Source organism: Prodigiosinella confusarubida, from assembly GCF_002847015.1.
Taxonomy (GTDB): domain Bacteria; phylum Pseudomonadota; class Gammaproteobacteria; order Enterobacterales; family Enterobacteriaceae; genus Prodigiosinella; species Prodigiosinella aquatilis.
In genome coordinates this window covers 4724178-4750759 of record NZ_CP025085.1, presented here as the reverse complement: position 1 = coordinate 4750759, position 26582 = coordinate 4724178, and the positions used below count along the sequence as shown (strand labels likewise).

The following is a 26582-nucleotide window of genomic DNA, read 5'->3' as shown; positions in this document are numbered from 1 at the left end:
ACATCTGCGCGAGTGCTGATCATTACCGTGTAATAAATGTAGATGTAGTGTGAAAAGGACTAATCCGTACACTGTCTTGGGGATTTGGCCTAGGGTGATTTGGTGAATACCAAAAGCAAAATTTGTACAATATATTTGCATCGGGAGTGCCTACTTTCGTGCGGTAGCTTTGCCTGAAACTAGTATTTTTTATCTGTTGTTACTATTTTTAAGGAAAATTTCATGTAACTACACCCCTTATGGTGCAAGAGAAACCTATAAGGGCAGGAGGTCTCTTTGTCAATAACGATTATTCCCGTGATCATGTGTGGTGGAAGTGGATCACGGCTTTGGCCAGTTTCTCGTGAGCAGCACCCGAAACCATTTATTCGTTTGGCCGACGGAAGTAGTCTGATTCAAAAGGCTCTGTTGCGTGCTCTAACATTTGATGGTGTTAAGGAGATCATTACCGTCACGAATAAGGAACTTCTTTTTAAAGCTGTTGATGCATTTTCTGAGGTGTACAAAGGAACCGTTCCCATCTCTTATATTTTGGAGCCTGTTGGTCGTAACACTACCGCTGCAATTGCATCAGCGGCGCTTTTGGCACATCAAAAATATGGTGATGATGCCGTACTGATGATTCTGGCTGCCGACCATCTGATAAAAGATCATACTGCATTCATACAGGCTGTATCAGAAGCTTCTCAACTTGCGAAACAATCTCGATTAGTTACTTTTGGTATCCAGCCGGAAAAACCAGAAACCGGATATGGATATATCAAGTATCGGGGTAACCTGGTTGAGCATTTTGTTGAAAAACCCTCCTATAACAAAGCATTGGAATATCTTGAGTCGGGGGAATACCTTTGGAACTCCGGTATGTTCTGTTTCTCTTGTGGAACTATCCTTAAAGAAATGGAAATGTTGTGTCCACAGGTGCTGTCAGATGTTAAGCATAGCATGAGCCTGTCTCGCAGGCTTGAAGGTGGTGGGGCGACTCAACTTGAGTTAGATATGAATACATTCTCACAAGTTGAAGATATCTCCATCGACTATGCAGTAATGGAAAAATCCAGACAGGTATCCGTTGTATCCTGCAATATTGGCTGGTGTGATATCGGTTCCTGGACGGCGCTTGGGGCATTAATCGTGCCAGATGAGAATGGTAATGCCATAGAAGGTGATGCTGAAATACTGACGCATAATGCAACTAACTGTTATATCAAGGCTGATGAGCGTGTGATTGGTGCGGTAGGTGTCGATAACCTGGTCATCGTCGATACCCCGGATGCTTTGCTTGTTGCCAGCAAGGATAGCGGTCAGGATGTAAAATCTATCTATAACCAGCTCAAAAACAAGGGGCATCAAGCCTACAAGATTCACCGAACGGTTCATCGTCCCTGGGGCACATCGACAGTGTTGGAACAAGGACACAATTTCAAGATCAATAGTGTTCTTGTCAAACCTGGCGCGAAGATGAGTATGCAGTTACACCATCACAGAAGTGAACACTGGATCGTAATGGCTGGAGCGACAAGGATCGTCAACGGTAATAAACATATTTTCCTTTCCACGAACCAATCCACTTACATCCCTCCAGGTGAACAACACAGAATAGAAAATCCAGGCGTTATCGATCTCATCATGATTGAAGTGCAGAGTGGGGAATATCTGGGGGACGACGATATTGTTAGATTTGATGAAAATGGGAGTGTTCACCAATGACATTAGCTTGCTTCAAGGCCTATGATATTCGTGGCCGTTTGGGTGATGAACTGAATGTAGATCTTGCCTATCGAATTGGGCGTGCTTTTGGTCAATACATGCAGGCGAAAAAAGTGGCTATAGGCGGTGATATTCGTCTGAGTAGTGAAGAACTAAAATCAGCATTGTCTGAGGGATTGAGGGATGCTGGTGCTGATGTTATTGATCTTGGCATAACGGGAACAGAAGAGATCTACTTTGCTGCTTTTCATCTAGATGTGGATGGGGCGATTGAAGTGACGGCCAGCCATAATCCTATGGATTACAACGGAATGAAATTGGTCGGCCGTGGAGCCAAACCGATTAGTGGTGATACAGGGCTGAATGATATACGTGATTTAGTTGAGCTGGGTAAGTTCTGTACTGTGAATCAGAGAGGGGGTTATACCAAATTGTCTCTGGTGGATGAGTATGTCGATCATCTAATGTCTTATATTGATGTAAAAAAAATTAAACCGTTGAAGCTGGTGGTCAATTCAGGTAATGGTGCTGCCGGGCATGTAGTGGACGCGATTGAAGTGATACTGCAGAAACAGCAGATTCCCGTTGAGTTTATCAAAATTCATCATGAGCCGGATGGTAATTTTCCAAATGGAATCCCTAATCCGCTATTGCCTGAAAACCGTTCTGTAACCTCTAATGCTGTCAAGATGCATAAGGCAGATATAGGCATTGCATGGGATGGTGACTTTGACCGCTGCTTCCTGTTTGACGAAAATGGTGAGTTCATTGAAGGCTATTATATCGTAGGCCTTCTGGCTGAAGCTTTCCTGGTTAAAAACCAAGGGGCCAGGATTATCCATGACCCACGTCTGACCTGGAATACCATTGAGGTGGTGAAGGAAGCCGGTGGTACACCAGTTCAGTGCAAGACGGGTCATGCTTTTATCAAGGAGCGTATGCGCGCTGAAAACGCCATATATGGTGGCGAAATGAGTGCTCACCATTACTTTCGTGATTTTGCTTATTGTGATAGCGGTATGATTCCATGGCTGTTGGTTATTGAACTACTGTCTTCTAAGGGAGCGATGTTGTCCGAATTGGTTGGTACTCGTATGCGAGCTTATCCATGTAGTGGTGAAATTAATTATAAAGTTACCAATGCTAAAGAAATCATTGCGCGTATTGAAGAAACCTTTAAATCTGAGGTTGTCAGTATTGATCGCACTGATGGTCTTGGTATGGATATGCCAGATTGGCGTCTTAATGTCCGTACCTCAAATACCGAGCCTCTTTTGCGCCTGAACATTGAAACCCAGGCTCAGCCAGGGCTGGTATGGGCAAAGGTTGCTGAAATAGATCACTTGATTAAAGGATAAGTATGCCACTCATAATGTTGAGAGCGTTGTGGAATTACCGGGGATTTATTCTCGGCAATGTTAAGCGCGAATTTCAGAGCAAATATCGTAATTCATTATTGGGAGCCACATGGACGGTACTAAATCCTCTGGCGATGATCATTGTGTATACTGTAATTTTCTCACATGTAATGAAAGCAAAAATTGCTGGAATTGACGATACGTATGCTTATAGTATCTATTTATGTTCTGGTGTGCTGACGTGGGGACTATTTTCAGAAATTGTCAGTAGGGCTCAAAATGTTTTTATTGATAATGCAAACTTACTAAAGAAAGTTAGTTTTCCCAGAATGTGTCTACCGGTTGTGGTAGTAGCTAATGCATTAATTAATTTTATTATTATATTTTCTCTGTTCACTGTTTTTTTACTTATTAGTGGAGAAAATCCTGGTTTTGTATATTTTTCTTTTATTCCAGTACTAATCATAGTATGCATTTTTTCAATTGGATTAGGCATCACATTGGGCGTTTTAAATGTTTTTTTTAGGGATGTCGGACAGCTATTCAATATCATTCTTCAATTTTGGTTCTGGTTTACCCCTATTGTTTATCCAATAAATGCACTGCCAGAAAACATAAGGAAGATAATATCACTCAATCCTATGACTCCAATCATTTCTGCATTTCAGTCTATTTTTGTTTTAAAACAGGTTCCAAAATGGGATGGCTTAATATTAGTAACAATTATTAGTATTGCGATGTGCTTTTTGGGCATGCATCTATTTAGAAAACATGTGGGCGAGATGGTGGATGAATTGTAATGGCAAATATATCAGTTCGAGGGGTAGGTAAAGCCTACAAAAAATATCATAATAAGTGGGGAAGACTAATTGAATGGATTAGCTTAACTCCTGTACAAAAGCACACTCTGACATGGATTTTAAAAGATATTAATTTTGATATTGAGCCTGGAGAGGTTATTGGAATCGTTGGGAAAAATGGTGCTGGCAAAAGCACGTTGCTAAAGATGATTACCGGCACAACGGAGCCGACCGAAGGATCTATTAGAGCTGACGGTAAAGTAGCAGCTTTGCTTGAACTGGGTATGGGGTTTGATCCTGATTTTACCGGTCGTCAGAATACTTACATGTCAGGGCAGTTGCAAGGGCTAAGCATAGAAGAAATAACCAAGTTAATGCCCGAAATAGAAGCCTTCGCTGATATAGGATCATATATTGATGAGCCATTAAGAACATATTCTAGTGGGATGCAGTCTAGATTAGCGTTTTCAGTCGCAACTTGTGTAAAACCGGACATCCTTATTATTGATGAAGCATTAAGTGTTGGTGATATAGCCTTCCAAGCAAAATGTATGCAACGTATGGAGTATTTGAAAAATATTGGGACGACTATTCTATTTGTTAGCCATGCGATTAATCAAGTTAGGCAATTTTGTGATAAAGCTATATATATTAAAGATGGAAGATTAGAACAATTTTCAAATGTATCAGAAGTATGTGACTTATTTCAAAATGATCTTCTTGGATTAGACAGAGAAGAGAAAGATGAAGTTACTTCTAAAATAGAAAATGACATAGGGAGTGAAATAATCGAAGAAGATAAAAATTTGAGAAAATACTCTCTGGATTCTGAAACTGGTACATTTCATTTACAGTTTTTAAAATTTGATTTAAAAAATCGTGAAGGAGTACAAATTACAAACTGTACTCAAGGTGAGCTTGTAGAGTTTTCTGCATATATCAAAGCTAATAATGACGTAGAAGCTGGTTCCGCTATTGGGTTATTAATGGCTGATAAAACAGGCTATCCATTGGTAGCGTGTAATTCAAATTACTATGACTATTTTTTACCTGCAGTAAATAAGGGAGAATTAATTGTAATTAGATGGAAAATGAAGTTTCCTTTAGCGTCAGGTGAAATTCGTATAGATATTGGTATCAAACCAGATCCCTATTCGATAATATTCTATGATAGAGTTTTTTGTGCAAAAGTGATAACGGTAACGCCAAAAATCGAATTACTGAAAAGAAATTTTGGTGGATATATTTTTGCTGATGCTGATATCCATATTGAAAAAATTAAAGTAGCTAAGTGAGTTAAATATGATCAATTTTATTAAAAAAATCCTTGTTGGTAGAACCGATGAAGCAATAAATACTCATGATAAAAATAATGATTCGGTTACGAATGATCATTCTAATGATGATAAATATATAGAGGCTTCTTGTGATACGGATAAAGATTATTCTTTAACAAGTGGCGAAAGACAAGTTGGAAGAGAATTGGATGATATTAGATCAGATCATACCAATAGATATTATATGGCTGTTGAGTATATAGCTGATTGTAAAAAAGACGCTTCTATTCATATTGCCGATGTGTTCTGTGGAAATGGATATGGTACTTATATTATATCTAAAAATATACCTGGAGCTACGGTAATTGGATTGGATGGATCTGAGGAAGCAATATTACTAGCAAATGAGTGTTATACTCAAGAAAATAACTATTTCAGCCACAAACTTTTCCCGTTTAAATTACCCATTTCATCTTTTGATTTCGTCACATGTTTTGAATCATTAGAACATGTAGAAGAAGATCAAAAGATGCTAAATGAAATCATCAGTTCATTGAAACCTGGTGGTACTGCATTTATTTCAGTGCCTAATGATGAGATTCATTCTTTAGAGAAAAATCCTCATAAATTTCATTTCCGGCATTATAAACATTCTAAATTTATAGAAATGCTTCCTCCAGAAGTGAAACTTGTAAAATGGTTTGGTCAAGATATTTATAGATTTGAACAAGATGGAATAAATACATTCCAGTTATTACCTATGGATGAAATGAAACTTGTGGAAAACCAGTTTGGTCAGGTTAATATTTACATTCTTGAAAAAAGATACAATTTATAAGATTCAATACTTGCCAAATATAGTAATGAAAACAGGAAATAATTAATGAATGTCTTATTTATTGGTGATGTGAATCGCGGTGCCCAAGATGTGAATATAGAGCGGTTATTCCGCCTTTTTTCTCCTGTATTTAAAGAAGTTAACGTCACAGCCTCTATGTATATAAGTGAGGTAAATAAGAAGGTAAGCATATCTGATTGGCTTGAGGTATGGCGGGAGTCCATTGATAAAAATAGAGTATCAGAAATTGCCAATCTAGATTTGTCTAATACGGCTATTATTGGTTTTGAAATTTCTGATGCAGACATAAATTATTTTTCTGAAAATAAAATACCATGGGTTAATTTTTCTATTCATCCTATACGTTTCTTAGATGATTTATATTTTGACGTTACAACATCATTTGACTATGATCTTTCAAATCATGCGGCAAGCACTGGTTTAATCGATTTTTGTGTCAATAAAATTAAATCATCTATTAATTCAACATCAATAAAGAAAGAAAAAACGCTAGCAATATTTGGCCAAACTCCAATTGATAAGAGCATCTATTTCGATGGCGAATTTAAAAAATTAACGTCTTATCTCGATAAGATTGATGCCTTAGCCAGAGATTATCCGCGAGTTATATATCGCCCACACCCTAATTTGACCGACGAAAGTGTTGATAAAATAATTATAGAACGATATGGTGCGGAAATTGTACCAGAGAAGAATTTTTATAAATTTTTAATAACAGAGTCTATAGATAAATGCTGTGCGATAAGTTCATCTGTAAATACAGAATCACCCTATTTTGGAGTTGAATCTGTTAATTTAGATGATAGAGCTAGGAAATATGGTGTTGCAGTAAATTATAAATCTCTTCTTGATGATCGTGAGTTTTGGGTTAATAAATTCCTTAATATGGATTTGTTCTCTAGTCCATTTAATATATCGGTAGCTGTTCCAGATAATTATCTGAGGGATGTGTATGAATCTTGGGGGTATATTACTAAGGAGCAAGAAATATACACCATAATTAATACTAAAGAGCAGGAAATATATACCGTAATTAAAACTATACAGGATGAAATTTCTAACCTTGAGGAGCGAAATAATCATTATTTGATAGAGTTAGAACGCAGTGAGCAACATGTTAATGCGTTACTTAATAGCAGGTCTTGGATAGTAACATCCCCTCTACGTTTTATAAAAAGATGTTTCATGGAATTATTTCTATTTATTTATTCAAAAATGAATAAATAATAGTATTTGAGGAGGGTTGAATGTATGGTAAGTTCGGATGTAATAATAACGGTATCTAGGCGTTTAAAAAATTAAATGCTGAAATGTGAAATGTGAAATGTGAAATGTGAAGTGTGAAGTGTGAGGGGCGGAGGGATAGACTCTGTCTTTTATAATGCTACAAATAAATAAATTTTCATAAAATAATACATTGTAGAAGAAATTAAAATTTATTTAAAAATAATAATAAAAATAGTTTCTTCTATACTAAAATGATTGAGATAAATAATAAGAATTTAGATCGGGGTAGGGTATGCAGGGCTTTTTCAGAACCTATAATTAAAATTGTGTAATTTCCTATTCTTGATATGTTCATCTTTATTACATGGACAGGTAAATTATGGACCAAAATAACTTAAGGTGCTCGCTGCCGATCTCACCTCCATCTTGGTCACGAGAAAAACATGGTTAAAATCAGTTCCAATACTTGCAATGGTTACTCAGCAAAAACCTTGTTCTGTGATGAGCCTCGATATGCTGAAGAGTACTGAGAAAAAGCTGAATCAACATTACAGTGAGGAGAAAGAGGACGACTGCTCCTACTCTCGAATACGCTCCTGGTCTTCGCTTGTCGGGAGGTGGTCTCAGTCTGAGCAACTGACGGTGCTGGAACGGGTAGACTGAAAAGCGCCGAACCACGGCAGTGCGTCTAGTGCCTGCCCATAAACTGGCTGCCGAAGAAGAGCATCAGACAGTTATGGTATGTAACGAACCGGAGTATACCAACCTGCCTCCGATGCAGATAGTACCACTAGCAGACAAGGGCTCTTATCTGACCAGTGAATTGACATTTCAACGGTTACCTTCAACTTTTTTCAATACCTGCAGGATCTGAATTTCTGTGAAATATGCTTTTTTATAATAGTTCTCCCGTTGGTAGTATCAACCAGAGAACACTATTGTGTGGTACGACTAAATGTTGGGAGAACTATAGCGTTATCCCGACTATTATCGAAGTTATTTTCTTTTGATATTCGATATGGATAACAGATGGCTGGTTAATGTATGAGTTTTTTGCCTTGATGGGGGGATTTTATGTTATTAGTAAGCGTTGCACACCGCGGATTGAGCGGTACAATCTGAATTTCAGGCTATACTTGGCTCGCCTTTATCGGAAATAGCTATATTTTTCAAAATCTGAAGAACCCCATAACAAAGTTATCTGATATAATTTAAATATGCATCATTACCAATAAGATGGAGTAATTACCTATTGTGCTTACCGAGCTAAAATTTGAAAAGTCACTCATTGGTAAAAAGGTACTGGTCACTGGTCATACCGGTTTTACCGGAGGGTGGGTTTGCTTATGGTTAAAGTCTATTGGTGCAAACGTTGCGGGTTTCTCACTCCCACCAGAGACATCTCCCGCATTGTTTGATTGTCTTGGCTTAGCTGACGATATTCCTACCACATTCGGTGATATTTGCCATTATGACGAAATCTTCAAATCTATTGAAGCTTTTGAACCGGACTTAATCCTCCATCTTGCAGCTCAACCTTTAGTACGTCGGTCATATCGAGAACCTGTCTCAACATTTTTAGTCAATGCGCAAGGCACTGCACATGTCCTAGACGCAGCCCGTATGGTAAAAAGTGTCAAAGGCATCTTATGTATTACCACCGATAAGGTTTATAAAAATAATGAGTGGCCTTGGCCATATCGTGAAAATGATCCACTCGGTGGGAAAGACCCTTATAGTGCATCTAAGGCTGCCGCTGAAATGATTATTCAAAGCTTTGCTGCCTCATATCCGTTCTCTGAAGGTAAAGGTCCAGCTATTGCGATTGCCAGAGGCGGGAACATTATAGGTGGCGGGGACTGGTCTGAGGATCGACTTATCCCTGATTTTGCTCGAGCTGTTGTAGAAAATAACTCACTAACCTTACGTTATCCCGATGCAATACGGCCGTGGCAACATGTACTTGCTCTTGCCCATAGCTATATACTTCTGATATCAGGCTTAATTTCTGAAAAACCAGCACACTATGCAAGAGCCTGGAATATAGGGCCGCAAGACTTAAAACAATATTCTGTCCGTGATGTACTGGAACTCATGTGCTTAAATTGGGAGCGTCCATCATTAAATTATATGGATAATCCACTACATGAAGCTGGTAGCTTAGCGTTAGATAGTTCTCTTGCCCGTAACCTGCTGGGATGGTGTCCAGTATGGGATACCGAACGTGTTATCAGAGAAACATCAGCATGGTATCGTGATTATTATAAAAATCCTTCTTGTGCCAGAGAAATAACTCTCAAACAAATAAATGCGTGGCGTGAGGGTATAAAAGAGTGAACTTCTTAATAGGCAGTCATGGTCGCTTAGGCAATGCAATATATCAATCTTACCCGCTAGAGAATATTACAGTTTTAGAGCGCTCTCTCTATGAAAACTGGGGAGTAACGTCCTGTCGAGGTGATATTGCTCGTTATTTCGAAGACAGATTTGAGCCTAACTCTGTTATTTTTATAGCGTCAGGGCTACTTGATCCTAAATTATCACAAGAAGCACTTCTAAAAGTTAACTATTTACTACCAAAAAATATTATTGAGGCCACATCTCATTTAGGACTCAAAGTTGTTACTTTCGGGACTATAATGGAGGAACTTGTTTCGACTGGGAACGTATATGTAAATAGCAAAGCTATGCTCGGTAGCTTTATATCAAATTTGTCTGGTATAAATAAAAATATATTGCATGTTAGAATGCATACATTATATGGCGTAGGTTTGCCAAGTCCATTTATGTTTCTTGGTCAACTGTATGATTCTCTACAAAATAAATCAATATTTGAGATGTCCCCAGGAAACCAATTAAGAGAATATCACCATATTGATGATGATGTAAAAGCAATTCATACATTAATAAATAACGGTATTTATGGGGTTTTTAATTTAAGCCATGGGCAGCCGGTAAAGTTAAAAGATATTGCTAATTATGTATTCCAAGCGCTTTCTCTGGAAGAGTTATTGTCTATTGGGGCATACTTAGAACCCAAAGATGATAACTATGGAATTATATCCCATCGGCCGAGTGAGTTGAGTGGGATTGAGTTTCGAGACACGCTTCCAGGTATTTTGATCTATTTAAAAAAATGTTTACTGAATAGGGAGTTTTTGGTATGACAGAGGAAGAAAATAATTTTTCTGATAAAAAACCACTGATTTCTATTTCAATTCCTGTTCTTAATGAAGCAGAAAGCCTTCCAGCCTTATATTCAAGGTTATGTGACATCGCTGATAAAATGAGCGAGAAATGTGACCTTGAGTTCGTGTTTTCTGATAATCATTCTGATGATAAGACATGGGAACTGTTAAGCGAACTTGCAGCGAAAGATCCTCGAGTAAAAGCTATCGGTTTTTCTAAGAACTATGGGTTCCAACGCTCAATTCTTGCAAACTATATGCACACTAAAGGTGATGCTGTAATGCAAATTGATGCCGACTTACAAGATCCACCAGAAATGCTGGAGTCTTTTTTCGAATTATGGAAACAAGGTTATCATGTTGTTTATGGTATCAGGGAAAAACGCCCTGAGGGATGGTTAATGAATGGTTTCCGTAAGCTAGGTTATTGGTTAATTGACAAAGTCAGTGATCATCCAATCCCAAGAGATGTTGGTGATTTTCGTTTAGTTGATCGAAAGGTAATTAATGCTTTATGTAAGATAAAGACTTATAGTCCTTATCTGAGAGGAATGATTGCTGGGCTAGGTTTCAACCAAACCGGGATTGCCTATGAACGAGAACCACGAATCTCTGGTGAAAGTAAGTTTAATATATCACAATTAGTCCGCTTAGGATTAACTGCAGTATTTAACCACTCCACCGTTCCACTTCGCGCTGCATCATTTCTCGGTTCTATTATCTTGGCTATTAGTTTGTTAGGGGCTCTGTATTATGTAGCCTTACGTTTATTCAACCCTGAGCTACCTCGTGGACTTGCCAGTATTCATATACTTGTATTATTTGGTATCGGGCTTAATTCATTTCTGTTGGGAATAATAGGTGAGTACATTTTGCGTATATATTTGTTACTCAGAGCTGAACCCATTGCAACGATTGAGAAAAGTCTTAATTTACCTCAATCTGAACTAAAATTTTAAATAGGTAATTACATGAAAGCGGTTATTTTAGCTGGCGGTTTAGGTACTCGTATCGCAGAAGAATCAGATACTAAACCAAAACCTATGGTAGATATTGGGGGGCATCCATTGCTCTGGCATATCATGAAAACCTATGCTCATCATGGTATTAACGATTTCATTATATGTCTGGGTTACAAAGGCTACGTTATAAAAGAGTTCTTTTTTAACTACCATCATCATTTGGCTGATATGCGTATTAACCTTGGCACAGGTGAACACCAGATATTGAATAGCCAATCAGAAGACTGGAATATTGTCCTGATAGATACAGGTCCAGATACTCTGACCGGTGGCCGCTTGAAACGCGTTGCAAAATATCTGGGTGACGAAACTTTTTGTTTAACCTATGGTGATGGTTTATCCGATATCGATATTACAGCAGAAATCGCATTCCATAAACGCCATGGCAAACTTGCGACAGTAGCGGCTGTCCAGCCTCCGGGTCGTTTTGGTGTTTTAAACCTGAATTCAGACCATCATGTGACGAGTTTTGAAGAAAAGCCAAGTGATGAAATTGGTTGGATTAATGGCGGCTTCTTTATCCTCGAACCTTCGGTGATTAATTATATTGAAGGTGATGCAACATCATGGGAACGAGCCCCTCTAGTTAACTTGGCTAGAGATAATCAACTAGCGGCTTTCTTGCATTCCGGTTTCTGGCAACCTTGTGACACCCTCCGTGACAAACGGGAGCTTGAGTATTTATGGCGTCAAGGTAACGCCCCATGGCAAGTGTGGAATTCTTAATGATGACTGAAAATAACAAGAAACGTAATTGGGCTAAATACCTTATTGGACCTACGATTACGGTTCTGTGTTTGGTAATTATTGTTCGTCAGATCAATATTGCGGAAGTTATTTCTGCACTGGAAAGTTTTCAATGGGAATACCTGACTATGGGAATAGCTTCTCTTACCCTAGGCTATTCTCTGAGAATATTTCGTTGGGCAATGATGCTGAGTGCAACAGGAACTAATATAAAATGGCGCATTTGCGCAGCACCATTTCTTGGCTCTATTGCACTAAATAACGTACTGCCATTGCGTCTTGGTGATGTAGTTCGCGCATTTGTTTTCCCGTCAGTAATGGGAATAAGTAAAACAATAGCAACCACGAGTCTGATTATGGAACGGTTAATTGACCTGATGACACTATTGGGGTGCTTGGCAATTGGCTTGTTAACATTAAGTGGGACTCATCTTCCACCACTAATCGCGGAATCTGCAGTCACAATGGCTGTTGTGGGTGGAACGGCCCTCATTTTTGGGTTTCTCTTTAGCGGGTCTCTAGCCAAGTATATTAATCATATAGCCAGCAGAAGAGCATCTTCTAAAGGTCCTGATCGTATATATAAGCTATTAGTAGTGGCTAGTGGCCTATTATCCAGCTTTGAGGTTATGTCACGGCCAAAAGTATTATTTTCTATAATAATCATTTCTATGTTTGTCTGGGTTGGCGAATCCGGTCTATTTTACTTCTTATTAGTTGGATTCGATTTCGATGCAACGCCAGCTGTAGCTGTGGTTGTTATGTCAATAGCTACACTTTCAACCTTAGTACCATCATCACCTGGTTATGTGGGGCCTTTCCATTTAGCTGCTTTCGCTGCAGTATCGATGCTCGGTGGTACTGCCACCCAAGCGGGGAGTTATGCAATTTTATCCCATTTGGCATTATGGTTACCAACGACATTGGCTGGTGCAATTGCGATTTTAATGAAGCCTGAATTATTCAGGTCTCTTCACTCAAGACCTGCTTCATAAATTTATATAAAAATTGAGTAACAATTATGGATAATTACGATGTCGTTATTGTTGGTGCTGGCTTTACTGGCCTAACTGCAGCCTATGTATTGGCAAAGCAGGGTAAAAAAGTGAAAGTCATTGAAGCTGATAGTACCCCAGGTGGTTTAGCTGGTACTTTTGAATTCGCTGATGGTGTTAAGCTTGAGAAATTTTATCATCATTGGTTTAACAATGATGTTTATGTACCTGAGTTAGTAAAAGAACTGGGGATGGAAGGCGACATTATTCTACTACCAACCCGGACAGGCATGTATTTTAATGGTCGTATGTGGAAACTTTCAACACCGCTAGATTTATTACGTTTCAAAGCATTATCGCTAATTGATCGAATCAGACTCGGCCTTCTCGTATTCCAGGTTCGTCGTATTAAAGATTGGAAAACAATTGAGCACCTTAGTATCCGCGAATGGTTAGAGCCTTTATGTGGTAAGGCTGTATATAAAATTGTTTGGGAACCTTTAATTGAGTCAAAATTTTCAATCTATTCAGAGACAGTAAATGCAGTATGGATGTGGAAAAAACTAGTTCTTCGCGGTAGTACCAGAAATGACAAGGGCGGAGAGGAGTTAGCCTATTTTAAAGGCGGATTTGGCAGGCTTGCAGAAACACTTGTCGAGGCGATCAGGATAAATGGAGGCGAAGTTAGTCTTGGGCATCGTGTAACAGGGGTTAACACTAACACAAGCGGAGATGCAATTATCTCGATCCTGACGGATAAAGGGGGTATCGAAGGTGATAAATATTTATTTACACCATCGTTCCCAATCATTGCAGATATCTTGAAGGACTCCACTGATCCAAAATGGATCGCAAGTTTGCGCCGAGTAAAGTATCTAGGAAATATGTGCCTGGTTCTCAGATTGAAGCACAGCTTATCGGGAACTTATTGGTTGAACGTGAACGACCCGGGTTTCCCCTTTGTTGGTGTGATTGAACATACCAACTTCGATTCACCAGACAATTACAAGGGTACGCATATTGCGTATCTTTCTCGTTACCTTGCTGTTGAAGATCCTGTTTGGCTGTATTCCGATGATGAATATTTCGATTTTGCTATGAGGCATTTAAAACGCATGTTCCCGAAAATCGATGGGTCTTGGATTGTTGAATATAAAGTCTGGCGCTCCGAATACGCACAACCGGTCACAGAACGAGATTACTCGAGCTATATTCCGGAACGGGATACACCATTTAAAAATGCTTTTATATCGACAATGGCACAGATTTATCCGGAGGATAGAGGCACTAATTATGCTATTCGTGAAGGTAGACGAATCGCTAAGAATATTTTGGAGAGACAAGCTAAATGACGGATTTTAATCAAGTAGATGTTAATAAAATAAGGCATTACTTTTATATAGGTTTAGGGTTGCTCATCTTTTTCTTAATTGTTGGCCGTTTTACACCAATACGTGTAGGCGATGGATCAGAGTATTATGCTCTTTTTTATGCATGGGATACTGTATTCCGTCCCTGGATGACATCTTCAGCCTATGACGCATATGGGCACTTAATTTCCTCTCATGAGATAATAAGTTTAGTTCCTCGTGATACCCTTGAAAGGTCCTTTCCTGCTTTAATCGCAGGAAGTACTGCTGACTTTAATCATTTTTGGTTTTATAGCTTTCTGGCTTTTATATGTGCAAAATTTACATCATTACTGGGAATTAATATATCTATACATGGAGCTTTCCTAGAACTTCATTTTCTTTTGGTTTTCATGACAATGTCTATTGCTTACCGATACTATAAATGGCAAGGTGTTTTTATCGTTGTTTTGATGACCTTCGTTTCTCCTGTACTCTGGTTCACTGATAAGGTTCATACAGAACTATATACTTACTGTTTGGCACTGTCAGGTATAATATTTATATATGCAAAAAAATATCTTCCATCTGCATTAGTATTTGCCATCGCATCGGCTCAAAATCCAAGTTTCGCATTAATTGCATTTATTCCCTTCTGCTATAGAGTCATTCTGCAAAGAAAAGATAAATATTTATTAACTGAAGTTATCATGTTTGTAGCTACTGCTCTCTTTGTGCTAGTACATCCTGTTTATTATTTCTTGCGATTTGGGGTAATTACACCTGAATTACTTACTAGCGGAGCTTCATTAGGTAAGAACTTATCTATATTCTATATATGGATTTTAGATCCTGACTTAGGATTAATTCCTAATTGGCCATTGGGTATTCTCTCTATTATATTGGCGGCATTTCTGCTGTGTAGGAAAAGAAATAGAGAATGCCTATATTTTGATGGGCGGATAACTTTATTTTTAATGCTTTATCTTGCTATTAACTTCTACGTAAATTCATCGACGACAAACATAAATTCTGGTGGCACTCCTGGGTTGGCCCGATATGCATTATGGTATCTACCATTAGCCTTTCCAATTTTTATGTTTATTTCGAAAAATGTTGTTTTGCGTAGTAGTTTATTTTATATAATAATTACTCTAATTATAATGACGTCAATTTTTACATTTAAAAAGAATGATCCCCGTAAAGGGGAGAGTTATATCACACCATCAGCTATTTCATTCTTGATACAAAAAAGATTGCCATGGTTATATAACCCTCCAGTAGAAGTTTTTCAGGAAAGATATTCTGGCTATGGTGAAAGCATACATGATAAATCATATTTAGGGATTGTTGGTCCTGACTGCAGAAAAGTGCTTATATCACCTACCCACAATGGGAATGATGTTATTTTTCCTGATAATTGTCATTTTGATCAGAGTAAAATTAATGCGATAGTGAAGAATGCATCTAAAGAAACTTCATATGGCGAATACATAAACTTAAGTAAAGAAGATATTAAAAAAACAATAATAAAAGTCCTTCCAAAAAAATATAGTAGTGGTGTGGCTGGTGATGGTGGCTTTATCTTGGGAATTGGCTGGTGGCATAGGGAAAATTGGGGTGTTTGGTCTAAAGATAATATTGCAAGTTTATATATTCCCTGTGACAATGGACAATTTTTCTCCGAAAGTAAAAATTTTATTCTTTCACTAACTATTCAGTCTTTTTCTACTCAGCATGTGAAATTTTCTGCTAATGGGTATAAACTGTGGCAAGGCGATATTTTAGGTAAACCAACAAACCTATCATTTCCCATACCTTCAGATACCTGTCAAAAGGATAGAGTTGACATCACTATAGACATATCTAATCCTGTATCTCCTCGAGAATTGGGATTATCAGATGATCAAAGAAAACTTGGTATTGGTCTCATTTCTTTTGAAATAAAGGCTGAGGACTAGAATTAGTCAAACAAATAGCCGCCTAATTTGAGTTGTAGAGACGGCTATTTACTTCTTAATTCTGGCGTTTTAAATACAATATATTATTTTGGTATCAATACCGATTAAATTCAGTCCAGTAAGTGTCAACGAAGTTGTCAGTTCCTGGTAAGCCAAATAGCTTATATGGACACCGACCCAGTGCAAGCATGGGCTGATTTTTCTGACAACGTAGTCACACGCATATATCCGGCTTCGTGAGCCCTGATGAATATCCGTACTCTCTGGCTTCATTAACGCCATGGCCTGTTGGGTCATTGTTGAAACCGCCACACTCAGTGAAGCCGAATTAGGCGAATATTGTCGTCGTAAAGGGCTTTATCCTGTAAGCGTCCGGCGAACTCGTATTGTTAACAAAACTCTGCTGCCACATGCTTCCCTCATTCAATACAACGAATCGGAGGTGAAATATGGCAAAACGGTATTCTCACAGTGAGCGACAACAGCATCTCGATGCCTGGCAACAGAGTGGATTAACCAAACAGCACTATTGTCAGCAACACGATTTGAACCCTGCCACCTTTTATTATTGGCTCAGACATCATCGCAATGACGCTACCGTGACCGTTCCCGCCGCCTTCATTCCAGCTCGCCGGGTTCTGCCTGAGAATAATGACGCCGACACCGTGACGCTCAACCTCCCCAACGGCTGTTCGGTCAGGTGCCTTCCCGCTCAGTTGCGGACCGTGATGCAGGCCTTGTCCCTATGCTAACGCCGCAGCATATCTGGCTGGCGCGAGAGCCCGTCGATATGCGTCGGGGGATTGATACCCTGACGCAATATATTACCGACCACCTGCACCAACCCTGGCAAGGGGAAGCCGCTTTTGTCTTCTGCAACAAGGCACGCTCGCGTATCAAAGTCCTGCGCTGGGACAAGCACGGTGTCTGGCTGTGTCTTCGTCGTCTTCATCAGGGCCACTTTATCTGGCCCCGGCAAGGTGATGTCGCCTGGCTGCTGTCACCCGAGCAGGCAGACTGGTTGATGAAAGGCATTGACTGGCAGCGGGTGGATGGCCTGGATTTAACCGGCTGGAAATAACAAAAAATAGTATTTAATACATTGATTATCAATGACAATCTGGTGCCACGTTGATAAAATGGTCGCATGAATATCGATGCCTTGCTGACCTCAAAAGACCCCGATGAACTGCGCGCTCTGGCGTTGAAATTACTCGCGGACCTCGAGCAGCAGACGCAGCGAAACCAGACACAAACGTGCTATATCCAGCAACTGGAAGAGGCGCTAAAAAATGCCCGCCAGTGGCGCTTCGGGCGTAAAAGCGAAGCCTTCCAGGGTGAACAGCGCGGACTGTTCGATGAAGATATCGCGGCTGATGCCGCCGATATTGAACAACAGTTGGCCACGTTATTACCCGAACCTGAAGCCGACAAACCCGCCGTGCCCACACGCCAACCGCTGCCGCCGGAACTACCACGCCAGGATATTCACCTTGCCCCGGCATCCGATAGCTGCCCGGACTGTGGCCATGCCCTGCGCTTTATCCGTGATGAAATCAGCGAAAGGTTGGAGTATGTGCCGGCGCGTTTTATCGTGCATCGCCATATCCGCCCGCAGTTCAGCTGTGAACACTGCGATACCGTGGTCAGTGCTCCGCTGCCGGCACAGCTGATAGAAAAAGGCCAGCCCGGCCCAGGGTTGCTGGCGCAGGTGGTCAGCGCCAAATGCCTCGATCATCTGCCGCTCTATCGCCAACAGGTTATCTATCAACGCAGCGGTGTTGATATCCCGCGCAGTACGCTGGCGGGTTGGTTCGGCGCCGTGGGCGCGGCGCTCAAACCGCTGGCCGAGCGCCTGCATCACGACCTGCTGCAACATCCGGTGCTGCAAGCCGATGAAACCACGCTCTCTATCCTCGACCCTGGCAAAGGCAAAACTCAACGCGGTTATCTCTGGGCCTATGTGACTACCCACAGTGCCGAGCAGGCGATAGTGCTGTATGACTGTCAGCCGGGGCGCAGTGGTCAATATGCGCGCGACATCCTTGATGGTTGGCGCGGTACCCTGGTAGTAGATGGTTACGCCGGTTACCAGGCCTTGTTCGACAGCGGCCAGGCCCTGGACGCGGGCTGTTGGGCGCACGCCCGACGAAAGTTCTTTGAACTGTTTACCATCAATAAAAGCCCGGTGGCCAAACTGGCCCTCGACAGCATCCGTGAGTTGTACCAACTTGAGCGTAAAATCAAACAGCGTCCGGCGGATAAAAAACGCCAATGGCGACAGCGCTATGCGAAACCTAGACTGGAGGTCTTCCATCAGTGGCTGGTGTTGCAACAGCCGCAGGCCGCGCCCAACTCCGCGCTTCGCAAAGCGTTGGAATACATCCTGAAACGCTGGCCGGCCTTACTGCGCTATCTGGATGACGGGCGAGTACCCATAGATAACAACCGCTGTGAAAATGTGATACGTCCGGTGGCTCTTGGGCGCAAGAATTGGATGTTTGCCGGTTCGTTGCGTGCTGGGCAACGGATGGCGGCTATCCTGAGTCTGCTGGAAACCGCCAAACTCAACGGCCACGACCCGTATATCTGGTTGCGAGATGTACTGACCCGCTTGCCGACCTGGCCCAACAACCGAATCAGCGAGCTGTTGCCCTACGCCGAAAACAGCTTCAGTTAATATCTGCCAGCTTATTACATTATTTTAATCACACAACGCGACTTCGCCGTTCGGTTACGTTTTCTTGGCTCAACAACCGGATAAACAAGCTGTTGTCCTACGTCGAAAATAGTTTTGATACCTGTCCAGATTATTACGTTATCTTTTTATCCACACAACGAGAGTTAGCCGACTGGCCACGGTTTGGATGCCGATGAATATCTAATTCCTACTCAGCCAAAAAGTCCGCTGCGCTGATATTGAGAAAGGTTCTAAAGACTTAAAACCTTTCTCCAGTAGTTGACAAGATAGACCCAATCTTTCCCTATGCCACCAGAATGATTGCAGTTTCCTGTATCAGATGATTTCAATTTCCGGGAATGGGAAAATGAAGTGGCCACCAGAGTTCAAGAAGTCTTTTTCCCGCTTAAGTATACCTTCTTTAAAGTGCCATGGCAGGACAAAGAAATAGTCAGGCTTCATTGCACGTGCCTCGGCCTCGGACACGATTGGAATATTCGTTCCCGGCGTAAAGCGACCAAATTTTTCTTCGTTTACTTCAGCGATCACTGGAATATCTGCTGCTGTCAGATTACAGAATTGCAGCAACACATTGCCCTTCGTCGACGCGCCATAACCCAGAACTTTTTTCCCATCAGCCGTCAAGGTACGGATCAAATTGGTAACATCCTTGCGATGGCGATATACGCGTTCTTCAAAATCACGATAAGGGCGCGGAGTATAAAGTCCCATTGCGTCCTCTTGAGCCAGAAGCCACTCGATAACTGGCGTATTTGGTTTAATACGAGTGTTACCTTTATGTGCAACTGTTACCGCAAAGCTGCCACCGTTGACTGCGTTCATTGACACGTCAACTACTTTGAGATCGGCCCGGTCCATGATGTAGCAAATGGCTTCGAGAGAATAATATTCCAGATGCTCATGACATATAGTGTCATAAGATGTCATCCTGAGCATGGAAGGCATGTAGCTTTGCTCAAGATGCCAGACACCATCCTGATGCAGGATGGACGCTACGTCCCGCGCAAAGGCAATCGGATCTTCCAGATCGTAAAACATAGCAATCGAGGTTACGATTTTGGCTTTTTCATTACTAGCGGATTTAAAATTCACAGCATTGAAAAAATCAGGGACTAGTTTCACATCATCAGGATAGTACTGCTTGAATTTACGTCCCGTTGGATCAATGCCTATGCGTTTGATATGTGATACAGAATAGGCTTTGAGAGAAGTGCAGTCGTTTGATCCAATATCCAGAACTGTATCGCCATTCTGCAATTCAGCACGACGTTCCAACCAGGAAATCTTTCTGGTAAGGTGATCTACCATTGATTGGTTTAAGCCAGAGCGATACCCGTAGTTATCACCATACATCTCATCAGGTTCATAAGAATGCATTAACTGCAGCAAGCCGCTATCCGGGCACCAGCCAAGTTCCAGCGGGCCTGATGTGATAGTTTCATCAGGACTTTTGGGAAAAACGCCAGTAAGAGCCTGATTCCCCAAAGAAAGAACCATTTGCAGATTTTCCGACTTTCCGATTCTACACTGTTTTATGGCATTATATTTCATTTAGCTTAAACTTCCTTGACTGATTGAAGTAAGCATCCCAATTCCGACATCGTTTCTGCTGATGCATTTTGAGACACAAGGTCAGCCTCAACGGCCCTATACCAATTAGGATAAATTTCGTTCAAAATAACACGCTTCAGATTTCGCATAACTACTGGATTTTCAGTTGATTTCGCAACAGCAGACTGAAGGCCATTAACCTGAAGTTTCAGACGTTCAAACATCCCGCTCTGAGAAAAACTGTCATTGCCACCACGTCTATTAAGTAGCACTTGAGGGCAATAAAGCAACTTGAAGCTTTTACGGGTCAACGAAAAAATGCGGGTAACATGTGCCCAGCTTTTGTTCGTGGCATCCAGATTCAACGGAACATCGAACCATGTTTTACGATTGACAACGAGACCACCCATAAACGAGAAAAACGCCTCTGATGTTTTTGACGAGCTACAATATTGCTCTAACTCTTGTGGATTATTCAGATCATACAAACGTTCATTTTTATGATTAAGGATAGGCCAATCTGTCAGCACATTCATATCAAAATCGCATTCATTGTGTCTGACCAAAAGCAAATCGGGCCTATATTGTTTAATTCGGCCCAGAAGATAATCTACAGAGCCATCAAGGCACAAATCATCTGACGAAAAAAGCCAGCAATAATCACTGTCGGCAAAGGAAACGCTCAATGTCATATCATAATCAATGCCACCTTTCGCCATAGCCTTTATATATCTAAGGTTATTGTAGCGCTCTTGAAATTGTGAAACAATTTCTTGTGTATTATCAGTCGAGCAGCCATCAAAAACCAAAACATTAACATCATACTCCTCTGCCTGCGGCAGAATGGTATTGAGCGTATCCGGAAGAAATCGGCCGAAATTATAGGTAGGGATAGCAATGCTAAGAAGAGGATTGCTCATTGCTGCTGCTCCACTCTAATAGTTGAGATTGTGGCAAACTCCTCTTCGGTAAGATCCGCAAATGGGATCCCATTATCCCGAGCTTTTTGATAGCTCTTCTTGACGATTGGAAGATATGTTTCAAAACTGTCCACCCCGCGGTTACGACGAAGATAGCGAGCAAAACTGAAGTTAGGGTAAGATCCATTATTGTCAGCTTTCTGGAGAAGATCTAGACAATGGATACTATTTCGGAATGTATGGTCACGCCAATGAGATACATCCTTTTCTGGCGCACCATTCAGCTCAGCCAGATCGTATACTTCAGGGATTCGTTCCAGCAGCCAGATTGACGCATGTTCTCCCCAGGATACCTTCAGATTGATGGTTATTGCTGGCTTGTTTAACCAATAGCCTTTCTCCTCCATCATCTTGGACAGGATATATTTTGATGAAGGAACACAGGTTTGCATGCTGCTGAACGGAGCGCCCGACGTATCCTGGTTAAAAATACGCCATGAGAAATTTCGGCGCGCCACAAAGGAATAAATGGCTGTGTAATAATTTTCGTTCCGAGACGATATTTCCCTGATCGGTGCAACTTTGCTTACCCCGTCCAGGGTATAATTCTGAGCCTTGTCTAAATATTCATCGAGAGAATCCAGACTTTCCGGCACATCAGCACTACTGACATTGTAATTCAAATTGATAAGGTCGGGAGATTTTTTCTTAATTATGTCAAGGATGTTTTGCAAAGCATCTTTGTGGATTAGATCATCATCACCTATCAGCCAGACATATTCGCCATTTGCAAACGAAACTGTCTGGGGAAGATTATTTAACATCCCGATATTCGCACTGTTCTGGTAAAACGTTATGTTTGAGTAATGGTGATATTTCGCAATCAGATCATCTATACATTCATGAGAGCAGTTATCGCAAATAATTAGTTCGACGTCCTTTTCCAGACCGACAGATACCGAGATAAAGTTCTCAATGTTAATCGCAAGCCACTTTTTACGATTATATGTTGTTATGCAAACAGACAGCTTGGGCCTTTCCGGAAGGAACAACGAAATTGACGTATCTGGTACTTCTGGTAGAACTGCCACCTTTTTATACGAGGTATGCTCGCAAATGAGTGAAACAAGCTCCTCTGCATATTGATCCCATGTCTTAAAGTGGCGATTTAACGCCTCTTCCACAAGTTTCTGATATTCACTGCCGTTATTGGCTAACGCAATAATTGCGTCTCTAATCTCATCAGCATTGTGTACATTTACCCCATAACACCCACCATGCTGTAAAAGCTCTGCCATTTGACCAAAATTGGCGCAAATACAAGGGCGTCCAAACCATAGGCTCTCAACAATCGGCAGGCCAAACCCCTCCCGAACAGACGGATAAACCGTGAAATGTGCCGATTGATAGCATTCGCTAAGTTTTTGATCATCAGCATCCTGAATCCATTCAATATTCTCTGATTGGGCAATCAGATCATTCACTTTTGGCTTAAGTGTTGTATCGAATGTATTACCGCTGCCAATCAGTGTTAATTTCAGTTTTCGTGGAGATTTTTTTTCAGCATCAAGGAATGCCTGTAAAAGTACCAGGTGATTTTTTCTTGGCTCCACAGTCGACACACAAATAATGTTGCATGTTTCGTCCGATGACAGGACAGGCCGTTTAATTCTTGAGGATGCTGAGTACTGTTCAGGCAAACAGACTGCTTTTAATCTTTGCTCAAGAGCAAGACCTTTAAGCGCTTTTATATTTAAAAAACGGTAAAGATCGTCATTGCTGCTCTCTGAAATACTAAAAACCTGGTCCATCTGATCGAGCATTTTCATATATTGTTGCATCGCCTGAACAAAGGGCTGCGGATATATGTCATCCATGATAAGAGGGATGGCATCATAGAAAATGCTACAACAATGAGCAGATTTTTCTTTGAAGTATTGAATCACCTCTTGCTGAAAAGAAAGATCACGATTGAGAGGTAAATCGCTTAAAAGATAAACGATTGGCTCATAGTCACTATACTCAGGCAGCTCTTTCAACCATCTCTTCGGATCTGGGCCATTCCATGCGGCCAGAACTGCAAGCTCAGTGTCATTTGCAACGGTTACACAATGTCTTTTTTCATCCCATTTTACTGGCACCAACCGGTGTCCTGCCTCTATTAGAGTGCGACATAATTGTCGGGTTACACGTTGAATACCGCTATTCCCGCTAGATGCAATAGTCGCATCAACCCAAACGCAAATCACACCATCAAATGTCAGATTCGATCTAGGTCGATTCGTTTCATTGATTATTTGCTGGGCATACTCAGACCAGCTTCGCATTGGTCGCCGGATGATCTCACCTATTTTTGCGTCATAGAATGATCTGTCTACGATCAACTTTTCAACGGCACTCTGCAAAACTACTTGGTTTGTAACATCTACTGTTACGCAACCACCATGCCTTGCCAGATCCAGCATCGCTCCGTTTGCAGCACAAATGCAAGGTCTCAGGCGCCAGAGACTTTCGACGATCGGCAATCCATATCCTTCATTCGTCGAGGCGAACACAGTAAAGGCGACCTTCTTGTAAAGAAGGTCCAGATCCGCATCATTCATCTCGTTGTATATGCAAATACGCTTATTTTTCCGGGCTTCGTTTTGGACCTGTACCATATATTCCGGTTCGACGTACTGTCCGACTAGAGCCAGTTTCCACTCTGTTTCAGGATGAGAATGAGAATAGGCATTAAATGCCCGGACCAACGTTAACTGGTTCTTTCTCAGGCATATTGATCCAAGGGAAAGAATGATTTTTTCAGTAGAAGACCAATCAAAAATCTGTCTCTCAGATGCATCCGCTTCTGGCAAATTGTTGGCAGAAATGACGGGAGTCTCTCTGGTAGAAAGCTTCTCTATCGCGGCATAATAATGATGTAGCTCTCTACCGGAAAAATCACTTATTGGCCAAATAATGTCTGACAGGGACAGATCGGACAAATACCGCATATGTTTAAGGGCATTAGAACTCGCTGACTCGTGTGTCAGAGGAATATGATCGTAAAACACGGAACCAACTTTCAGGCCCCAATCCCGTGCACATTTGATTAGCCGGGAGGTCACAGGAACATTATGATAAGTATGATATGTAACTTCCGGGACAAGAAGCCAGTGTTGCACCGGAGACGATTTTAGATGTGGCCCCACCTGATCAAAATAATCCTTATCAAGAAGATGACGCGAAAGTGAGTTGAGCTTTATGTTTGCAATTTTCTTGAAGTTTTCCAATTCTGCTTCGGACAACGGAGCTAATCTGAGCGTATCGGGAGACAGTTTAACCGGAACAACTGTTTCGCCCAAATTGCAAAGATTTTCGGTCAATTTTGTCACCACACGAGTAATGCCAAACATCGAATCCTGTCTGCAAGTAAAATCAACATAAATGAAAACGATTTTCTTCTGAATAGGCCTTACATTCAAACCATTCACTAAAAGAGAGACGTTGTGATTGTCATGCCCATCTTTTATTTTGATGTTGTCACATGGGAGAATTAAGTTTTGCCGATAAGTGGACACCAGTCGCCTGATTTTAATTTCAATGCGCGGAGACATTGACAAAATTTTCTTTACAAGATTCAACAGGTAAGGGAAATTGCGTGCTTTTTTATAAGAAAAAATGATGATTGATTTCATATTATTTCTTAATGCGGTTTTCTGGGTTTTAACAAAAAGGGACAATTCTCGTAAGAACTTTGTGATCAGCCAAGATCGCGAATGCAGCAAAAAATGCCTGTCTCTCTCAAACTGATCACGCTCAATCGCGATCGCATCAACGGAAACTTTGTATTCGTCCCTCTCGGCGATTGCCGCATTCAGTGCAGCACGCGCTTCATCACGTTCAGCAATAGCAGAGCTCAACGCAACCAGCGCATTAGCTTTTTCAAACTCTGCTACAGGCACAAATTCGTCCAATACACTGGAAGGTAATGTGAGAAGCTCGGCAAGCTCACGTTTTTCATGCGCCAGATAAAAACGATTGACGCCATTGAAACAAACCGAATCATAGCCAGCTTTCTGAAAGGCGTCTTCAATTTTCTTTGATTTGGTTTCCCCCCCGAGCGGATCAACGGTCTGTACAACCACAATCCAGGGTCTGTTGCGTTCCCAATCATTTCCCTCAATAACCTGTAACTCAGTATTCTCCACAGAAATATTGAGAAAATGCACCTCTTGCCCCTGAGGAACGTATTTTTCCCATATATCTTTAAGGGTTAAAGAACTTGAAGTATATGTTTTGTAGCTAAACCCGTAGTCTGAAAAGTATTTAGCTAAACCTTTTTCAAATGTTGAAATCCCTTTTTCTTTGAAAACGTAAAGTGGAACATCCGAATACTTTTTATCCAAAATCGCTATATTCAGATTTACATCTTTAGGACGTTTCTGAACCAATTGGTTAAATGAATCTGTGTTCGGATCAATATTAACTCCATGCCAACCTTCCTTGTAAAATGCATTCGTTACAGAATGAATATCTGCCTGGGCTGCACCAATATCGATATAAAAACCTTTACTCATCTGCTTCAGGGCACGCTTTAAAATTACATCCTCAAAATTTTTTGCGTATGAAACAAAAGTCATAAGTTAATTTTCCTGATCAGAGAGTCATTATCGAGCCGCACCAGAGCAAAACATGGTTCTGGTTCCGTTCCGTCCATAAAGAAATTAATACAAGAACACAATATTTTGTCCGCTAATGATAGAAAAGTCGCAATTTTTTGCAAACGTATTCACAACTGCCCCACCCGCCACGCTATTACTTTCAAGGGGGACAATGTTGATGTTTAGACAAACCAACCTGGCTGATTTTAAGGCCTTGATATCGCATGACTAAGGTATTCAGACTACAATTTTGTTGCGTAATATAACGCAATATCAT

21 protein-coding genes are annotated in these 26582 nt (G+C 40.9%); 18 read left to right on the top strand and 3 right to left on the bottom strand.

The window, feature by feature from the left end:
- Positions 1-276 precede the first annotated feature (276 nt).
- From CWC46_RS21665 to tnpC, 18 genes are all read left to right on the top strand, one after another.
- Entirely contained in the window at positions 277-1707 is a 1431-nt protein-coding gene (locus CWC46_RS21665) for a mannose-1-phosphate guanylyltransferase/mannose-6-phosphate isomerase (RefSeq protein WP_021014452.1), read from the top strand.
- Positions 1704-3065, top strand: a complete 1362-nt coding sequence (locus CWC46_RS21660) for a phosphohexomutase domain-containing protein (protein ID WP_021014453.1) — start codon at positions 1704-1706, stop codon at positions 3063-3065. Before CWC46_RS21665 ends, CWC46_RS21660 begins: the two co-directional genes overlap by 4 nt.
- Before the next feature lie 14 nt (positions 3066-3079).
- Complete coding sequence (locus CWC46_RS21655; RefSeq protein WP_201797203.1) at positions 3080-3865, top strand: ABC transporter permease; 786 nt, start codon at positions 3080-3082, stop codon at positions 3863-3865.
- Positions 3865-5160: an ABC transporter ATP-binding protein gene (locus CWC46_RS23525; protein ID WP_021014455.1), complete on the top strand. Its 1296-nt coding sequence runs from the start codon at positions 3865-3867 to the stop codon at positions 5158-5160. The genes CWC46_RS21655 and CWC46_RS23525 overlap by 1 nt, the downstream gene beginning before the upstream one ends.
- 7 nt (positions 5161-5167) lie before the next feature.
- Positions 5168-5980 carry a class I SAM-dependent methyltransferase gene (locus CWC46_RS21645; RefSeq protein WP_021014456.1) on the top strand — a complete coding sequence of 271 codons (813 nt, stop codon included), beginning with the start codon at positions 5168-5170 and terminating at the stop codon, positions 5978-5980.
- Between the two features lie 45 nt (positions 5981-6025).
- The gene (locus CWC46_RS21640) at positions 6026-7228 is read left to right on the top strand and encodes a hypothetical protein (protein WP_021014457.1); all 1203 of its coding nucleotides are present in this window, start codon (positions 6026-6028) and stop codon (positions 7226-7228) included.
- A gap of 513 nt (positions 7229-7741) precedes the next feature.
- A complete protein-coding gene (locus tag CWC46_RS22975) occupies positions 7742-7891 on the top strand; it encodes a hypothetical protein (protein ID WP_021014458.1) in 150 nt (49 codons plus the stop codon).
- Between the two features lie 353 nt (positions 7892-8244).
- Positions 8245-8388, top strand: a complete 144-nt coding sequence (locus CWC46_RS23745; protein WP_416354410.1) for an IS1 family transposase — start codon at positions 8245-8247, stop codon at positions 8386-8388.
- Positions 8389-8482: 94 nt separating this feature from the next.
- Positions 8483-9565 (top strand): CDP-glucose 4,6-dehydratase, encoded by a 1083-nt coding sequence (gene rfbG, locus CWC46_RS21630; protein WP_021014459.1) that lies wholly within the window; start codon positions 8483-8485, stop codon positions 9563-9565.
- Positions 9562-10395, top strand: a complete 834-nt coding sequence (locus tag CWC46_RS22970) for an NAD-dependent epimerase/dehydratase family protein (protein WP_021014460.1) — start codon at positions 9562-9564, stop codon at positions 10393-10395. Before rfbG ends, CWC46_RS22970 begins: the two co-directional genes overlap by 4 nt.
- Positions 10392-11375 (top strand): glycosyltransferase family 2 protein, encoded by a 984-nt coding sequence (locus CWC46_RS21620; RefSeq protein ID WP_021014461.1) that lies wholly within the window; start codon positions 10392-10394, stop codon positions 11373-11375. Before CWC46_RS22970 ends, CWC46_RS21620 begins: the two co-directional genes overlap by 4 nt.
- A gap of 12 nt (positions 11376-11387) precedes the next feature.
- Positions 11388-12164: a glucose-1-phosphate cytidylyltransferase gene (gene rfbF, locus CWC46_RS21615; protein WP_021014462.1), complete on the top strand. Its 777-nt coding sequence runs from the start codon at positions 11388-11390 to the stop codon at positions 12162-12164.
- Positions 12164-13180, top strand: a complete 1017-nt coding sequence (locus CWC46_RS21610) for a lysylphosphatidylglycerol synthase transmembrane domain-containing protein (protein WP_037381163.1) — start codon at positions 12164-12166, stop codon at positions 13178-13180. The genes rfbF and CWC46_RS21610 overlap by 1 nt, the downstream gene beginning before the upstream one ends.
- Before the next feature lie 26 nt (positions 13181-13206).
- Positions 13207-14532, top strand: coding sequence for an NAD(P)/FAD-dependent oxidoreductase (locus CWC46_RS21605; RefSeq protein ID WP_021014464.1), 1326 nt, complete (start codon positions 13207-13209; stop codon positions 14530-14532).
- The gene (locus CWC46_RS21600; protein ID WP_021014465.1) at positions 14529-16490 is read left to right on the top strand and encodes a hypothetical protein; all 1962 of its coding nucleotides are present in this window, start codon (positions 14529-14531) and stop codon (positions 16488-16490) included. The genes CWC46_RS21605 and CWC46_RS21600 overlap by 4 nt, the downstream gene beginning before the upstream one ends.
- Before the next feature lie 449 nt (positions 16491-16939).
- Positions 16940-17242: an IS66 family insertion sequence element accessory protein TnpA gene (gene tnpA, locus CWC46_RS21595; protein WP_021014466.1), complete on the top strand. Its 303-nt coding sequence runs from the start codon at positions 16940-16942 to the stop codon at positions 17240-17242.
- Complete coding sequence (gene tnpB / locus CWC46_RS21590; RefSeq protein ID WP_101377488.1) at positions 17236-17571, top strand: IS66 family insertion sequence element accessory protein TnpB; 336 nt, start codon at positions 17236-17238, stop codon at positions 17569-17571. The genes tnpA and tnpB overlap by 7 nt, the downstream gene beginning before the upstream one ends.
- Before the next feature lie 66 nt (positions 17572-17637).
- On the top strand, positions 17638-19170 hold the full coding sequence (tnpC, locus tag CWC46_RS21585) for an IS66 family transposase (RefSeq protein ID WP_101377526.1): 1533 nt from the start codon (positions 17638-17640) through the stop codon (positions 19168-19170).
- A gap of 336 nt (positions 19171-19506) precedes the next feature.
- Here the strand turns inward: tnpC and CWC46_RS21580 are convergent, their stop codons facing one another.
- Genes CWC46_RS21580 through CWC46_RS21570 form a run of 3 tightly spaced genes read right to left on the bottom strand, consistent with a single transcriptional unit; the run spans position 19507 to position 26284 of the window.
- Positions 19507-20742: a class I SAM-dependent methyltransferase gene (locus tag CWC46_RS21580; protein ID WP_021014470.1), complete on the bottom strand. Its 1236-nt coding sequence runs from the start codon at positions 20740-20742 to the stop codon at positions 19507-19509.
- Positions 20743-20747: 5 nt separating this feature from the next.
- Entirely contained in the window at positions 20748-21662 is a 915-nt protein-coding gene (locus CWC46_RS21575; RefSeq protein WP_021014471.1) for a glycosyltransferase family 2 protein, read from the bottom strand.
- Positions 21659-26284, bottom strand: a complete 4626-nt coding sequence (locus CWC46_RS21570; RefSeq protein ID WP_021014472.1) for a glycosyltransferase — start codon at positions 26282-26284, stop codon at positions 21659-21661. Before CWC46_RS21570 ends, CWC46_RS21575 begins: the two co-directional genes overlap by 4 nt.
- Positions 26285-26582: the final 298 nt, after the last annotated feature.

What these genes read in the sequence shown, in the direction of transcription:
- CWC46_RS21660 (WP_021014453.1), top strand. Translation starts at nt 1,704, where the DNA reads ATGACATTAGCTTGCTTCAAGGCCTATGATATTCGTGGCCGTTTGGGT.
- CWC46_RS21655 (WP_201797203.1), top strand. Translation starts at nt 3,080, where the DNA reads ATGTTGAGAGCGTTGTGGAATTACCGGGGATTTATTCTCGGCAATGTT.
- CWC46_RS23525 (WP_021014455.1), top strand. Translation starts at nt 3,865, where the DNA reads ATGGCAAATATATCAGTTCGAGGGGTAGGTAAAGCCTACAAAAAATAT.
- CWC46_RS21645 (WP_021014456.1), top strand. Translation starts at nt 5,168, where the DNA reads ATGATCAATTTTATTAAAAAAATCCTTGTTGGTAGAACCGATGAAGCA.
- CWC46_RS21640 (WP_021014457.1), top strand. Translation starts at nt 6,026, where the DNA reads ATGAATGTCTTATTTATTGGTGATGTGAATCGCGGTGCCCAAGATGTG.
- CWC46_RS22975 (WP_021014458.1), top strand. Translation starts at nt 7,742, where the DNA reads ATGCTGAAGAGTACTGAGAAAAAGCTGAATCAACATTACAGTGAGGAG.
- CWC46_RS21620 (WP_021014461.1), top strand. Translation starts at nt 10,392, where the DNA reads ATGACAGAGGAAGAAAATAATTTTTCTGATAAAAAACCACTGATTTCT.
- rfbF (WP_021014462.1), top strand. Translation starts at nt 11,388, where the DNA reads ATGAAAGCGGTTATTTTAGCTGGCGGTTTAGGTACTCGTATCGCAGAA.
- CWC46_RS21610 (WP_037381163.1), top strand. Translation starts at nt 12,164, where the DNA reads ATGATGACTGAAAATAACAAGAAACGTAATTGGGCTAAATACCTTATT.
- CWC46_RS21605 (WP_021014464.1), top strand. Translation starts at nt 13,207, where the DNA reads ATGGATAATTACGATGTCGTTATTGTTGGTGCTGGCTTTACTGGCCTA.
- CWC46_RS21600 (WP_021014465.1), top strand. Translation starts at nt 14,529, where the DNA reads ATGACGGATTTTAATCAAGTAGATGTTAATAAAATAAGGCATTACTTT.
- tnpA (WP_021014466.1), top strand. Translation starts at nt 16,940, where the DNA reads ATGGCAAAACGGTATTCTCACAGTGAGCGACAACAGCATCTCGATGCC.
- tnpB (WP_101377488.1), top strand. Translation starts at nt 17,236, where the DNA reads ATGCTAACGCCGCAGCATATCTGGCTGGCGCGAGAGCCCGTCGATATG.
- tnpC (WP_101377526.1), top strand. Translation starts at nt 17,638, where the DNA reads ATGAATATCGATGCCTTGCTGACCTCAAAAGACCCCGATGAACTGCGC.
- CWC46_RS21580 (WP_021014470.1), bottom strand. Translation starts at nt 20,742, where the DNA reads ATGAAATATAATGCCATAAAACAGTGTAGAATCGGAAAGTCGGAAAAT.
- CWC46_RS21575 (WP_021014471.1), bottom strand. Translation starts at nt 21,662, where the DNA reads ATGAGCAATCCTCTTCTTAGCATTGCTATCCCTACCTATAATTTCGGC.
- CWC46_RS21570 (WP_021014472.1), bottom strand. Translation starts at nt 26,284, where the DNA reads ATGACTTTTGTTTCATACGCAAAAAATTTTGAGGATGTAATTTTAAAG.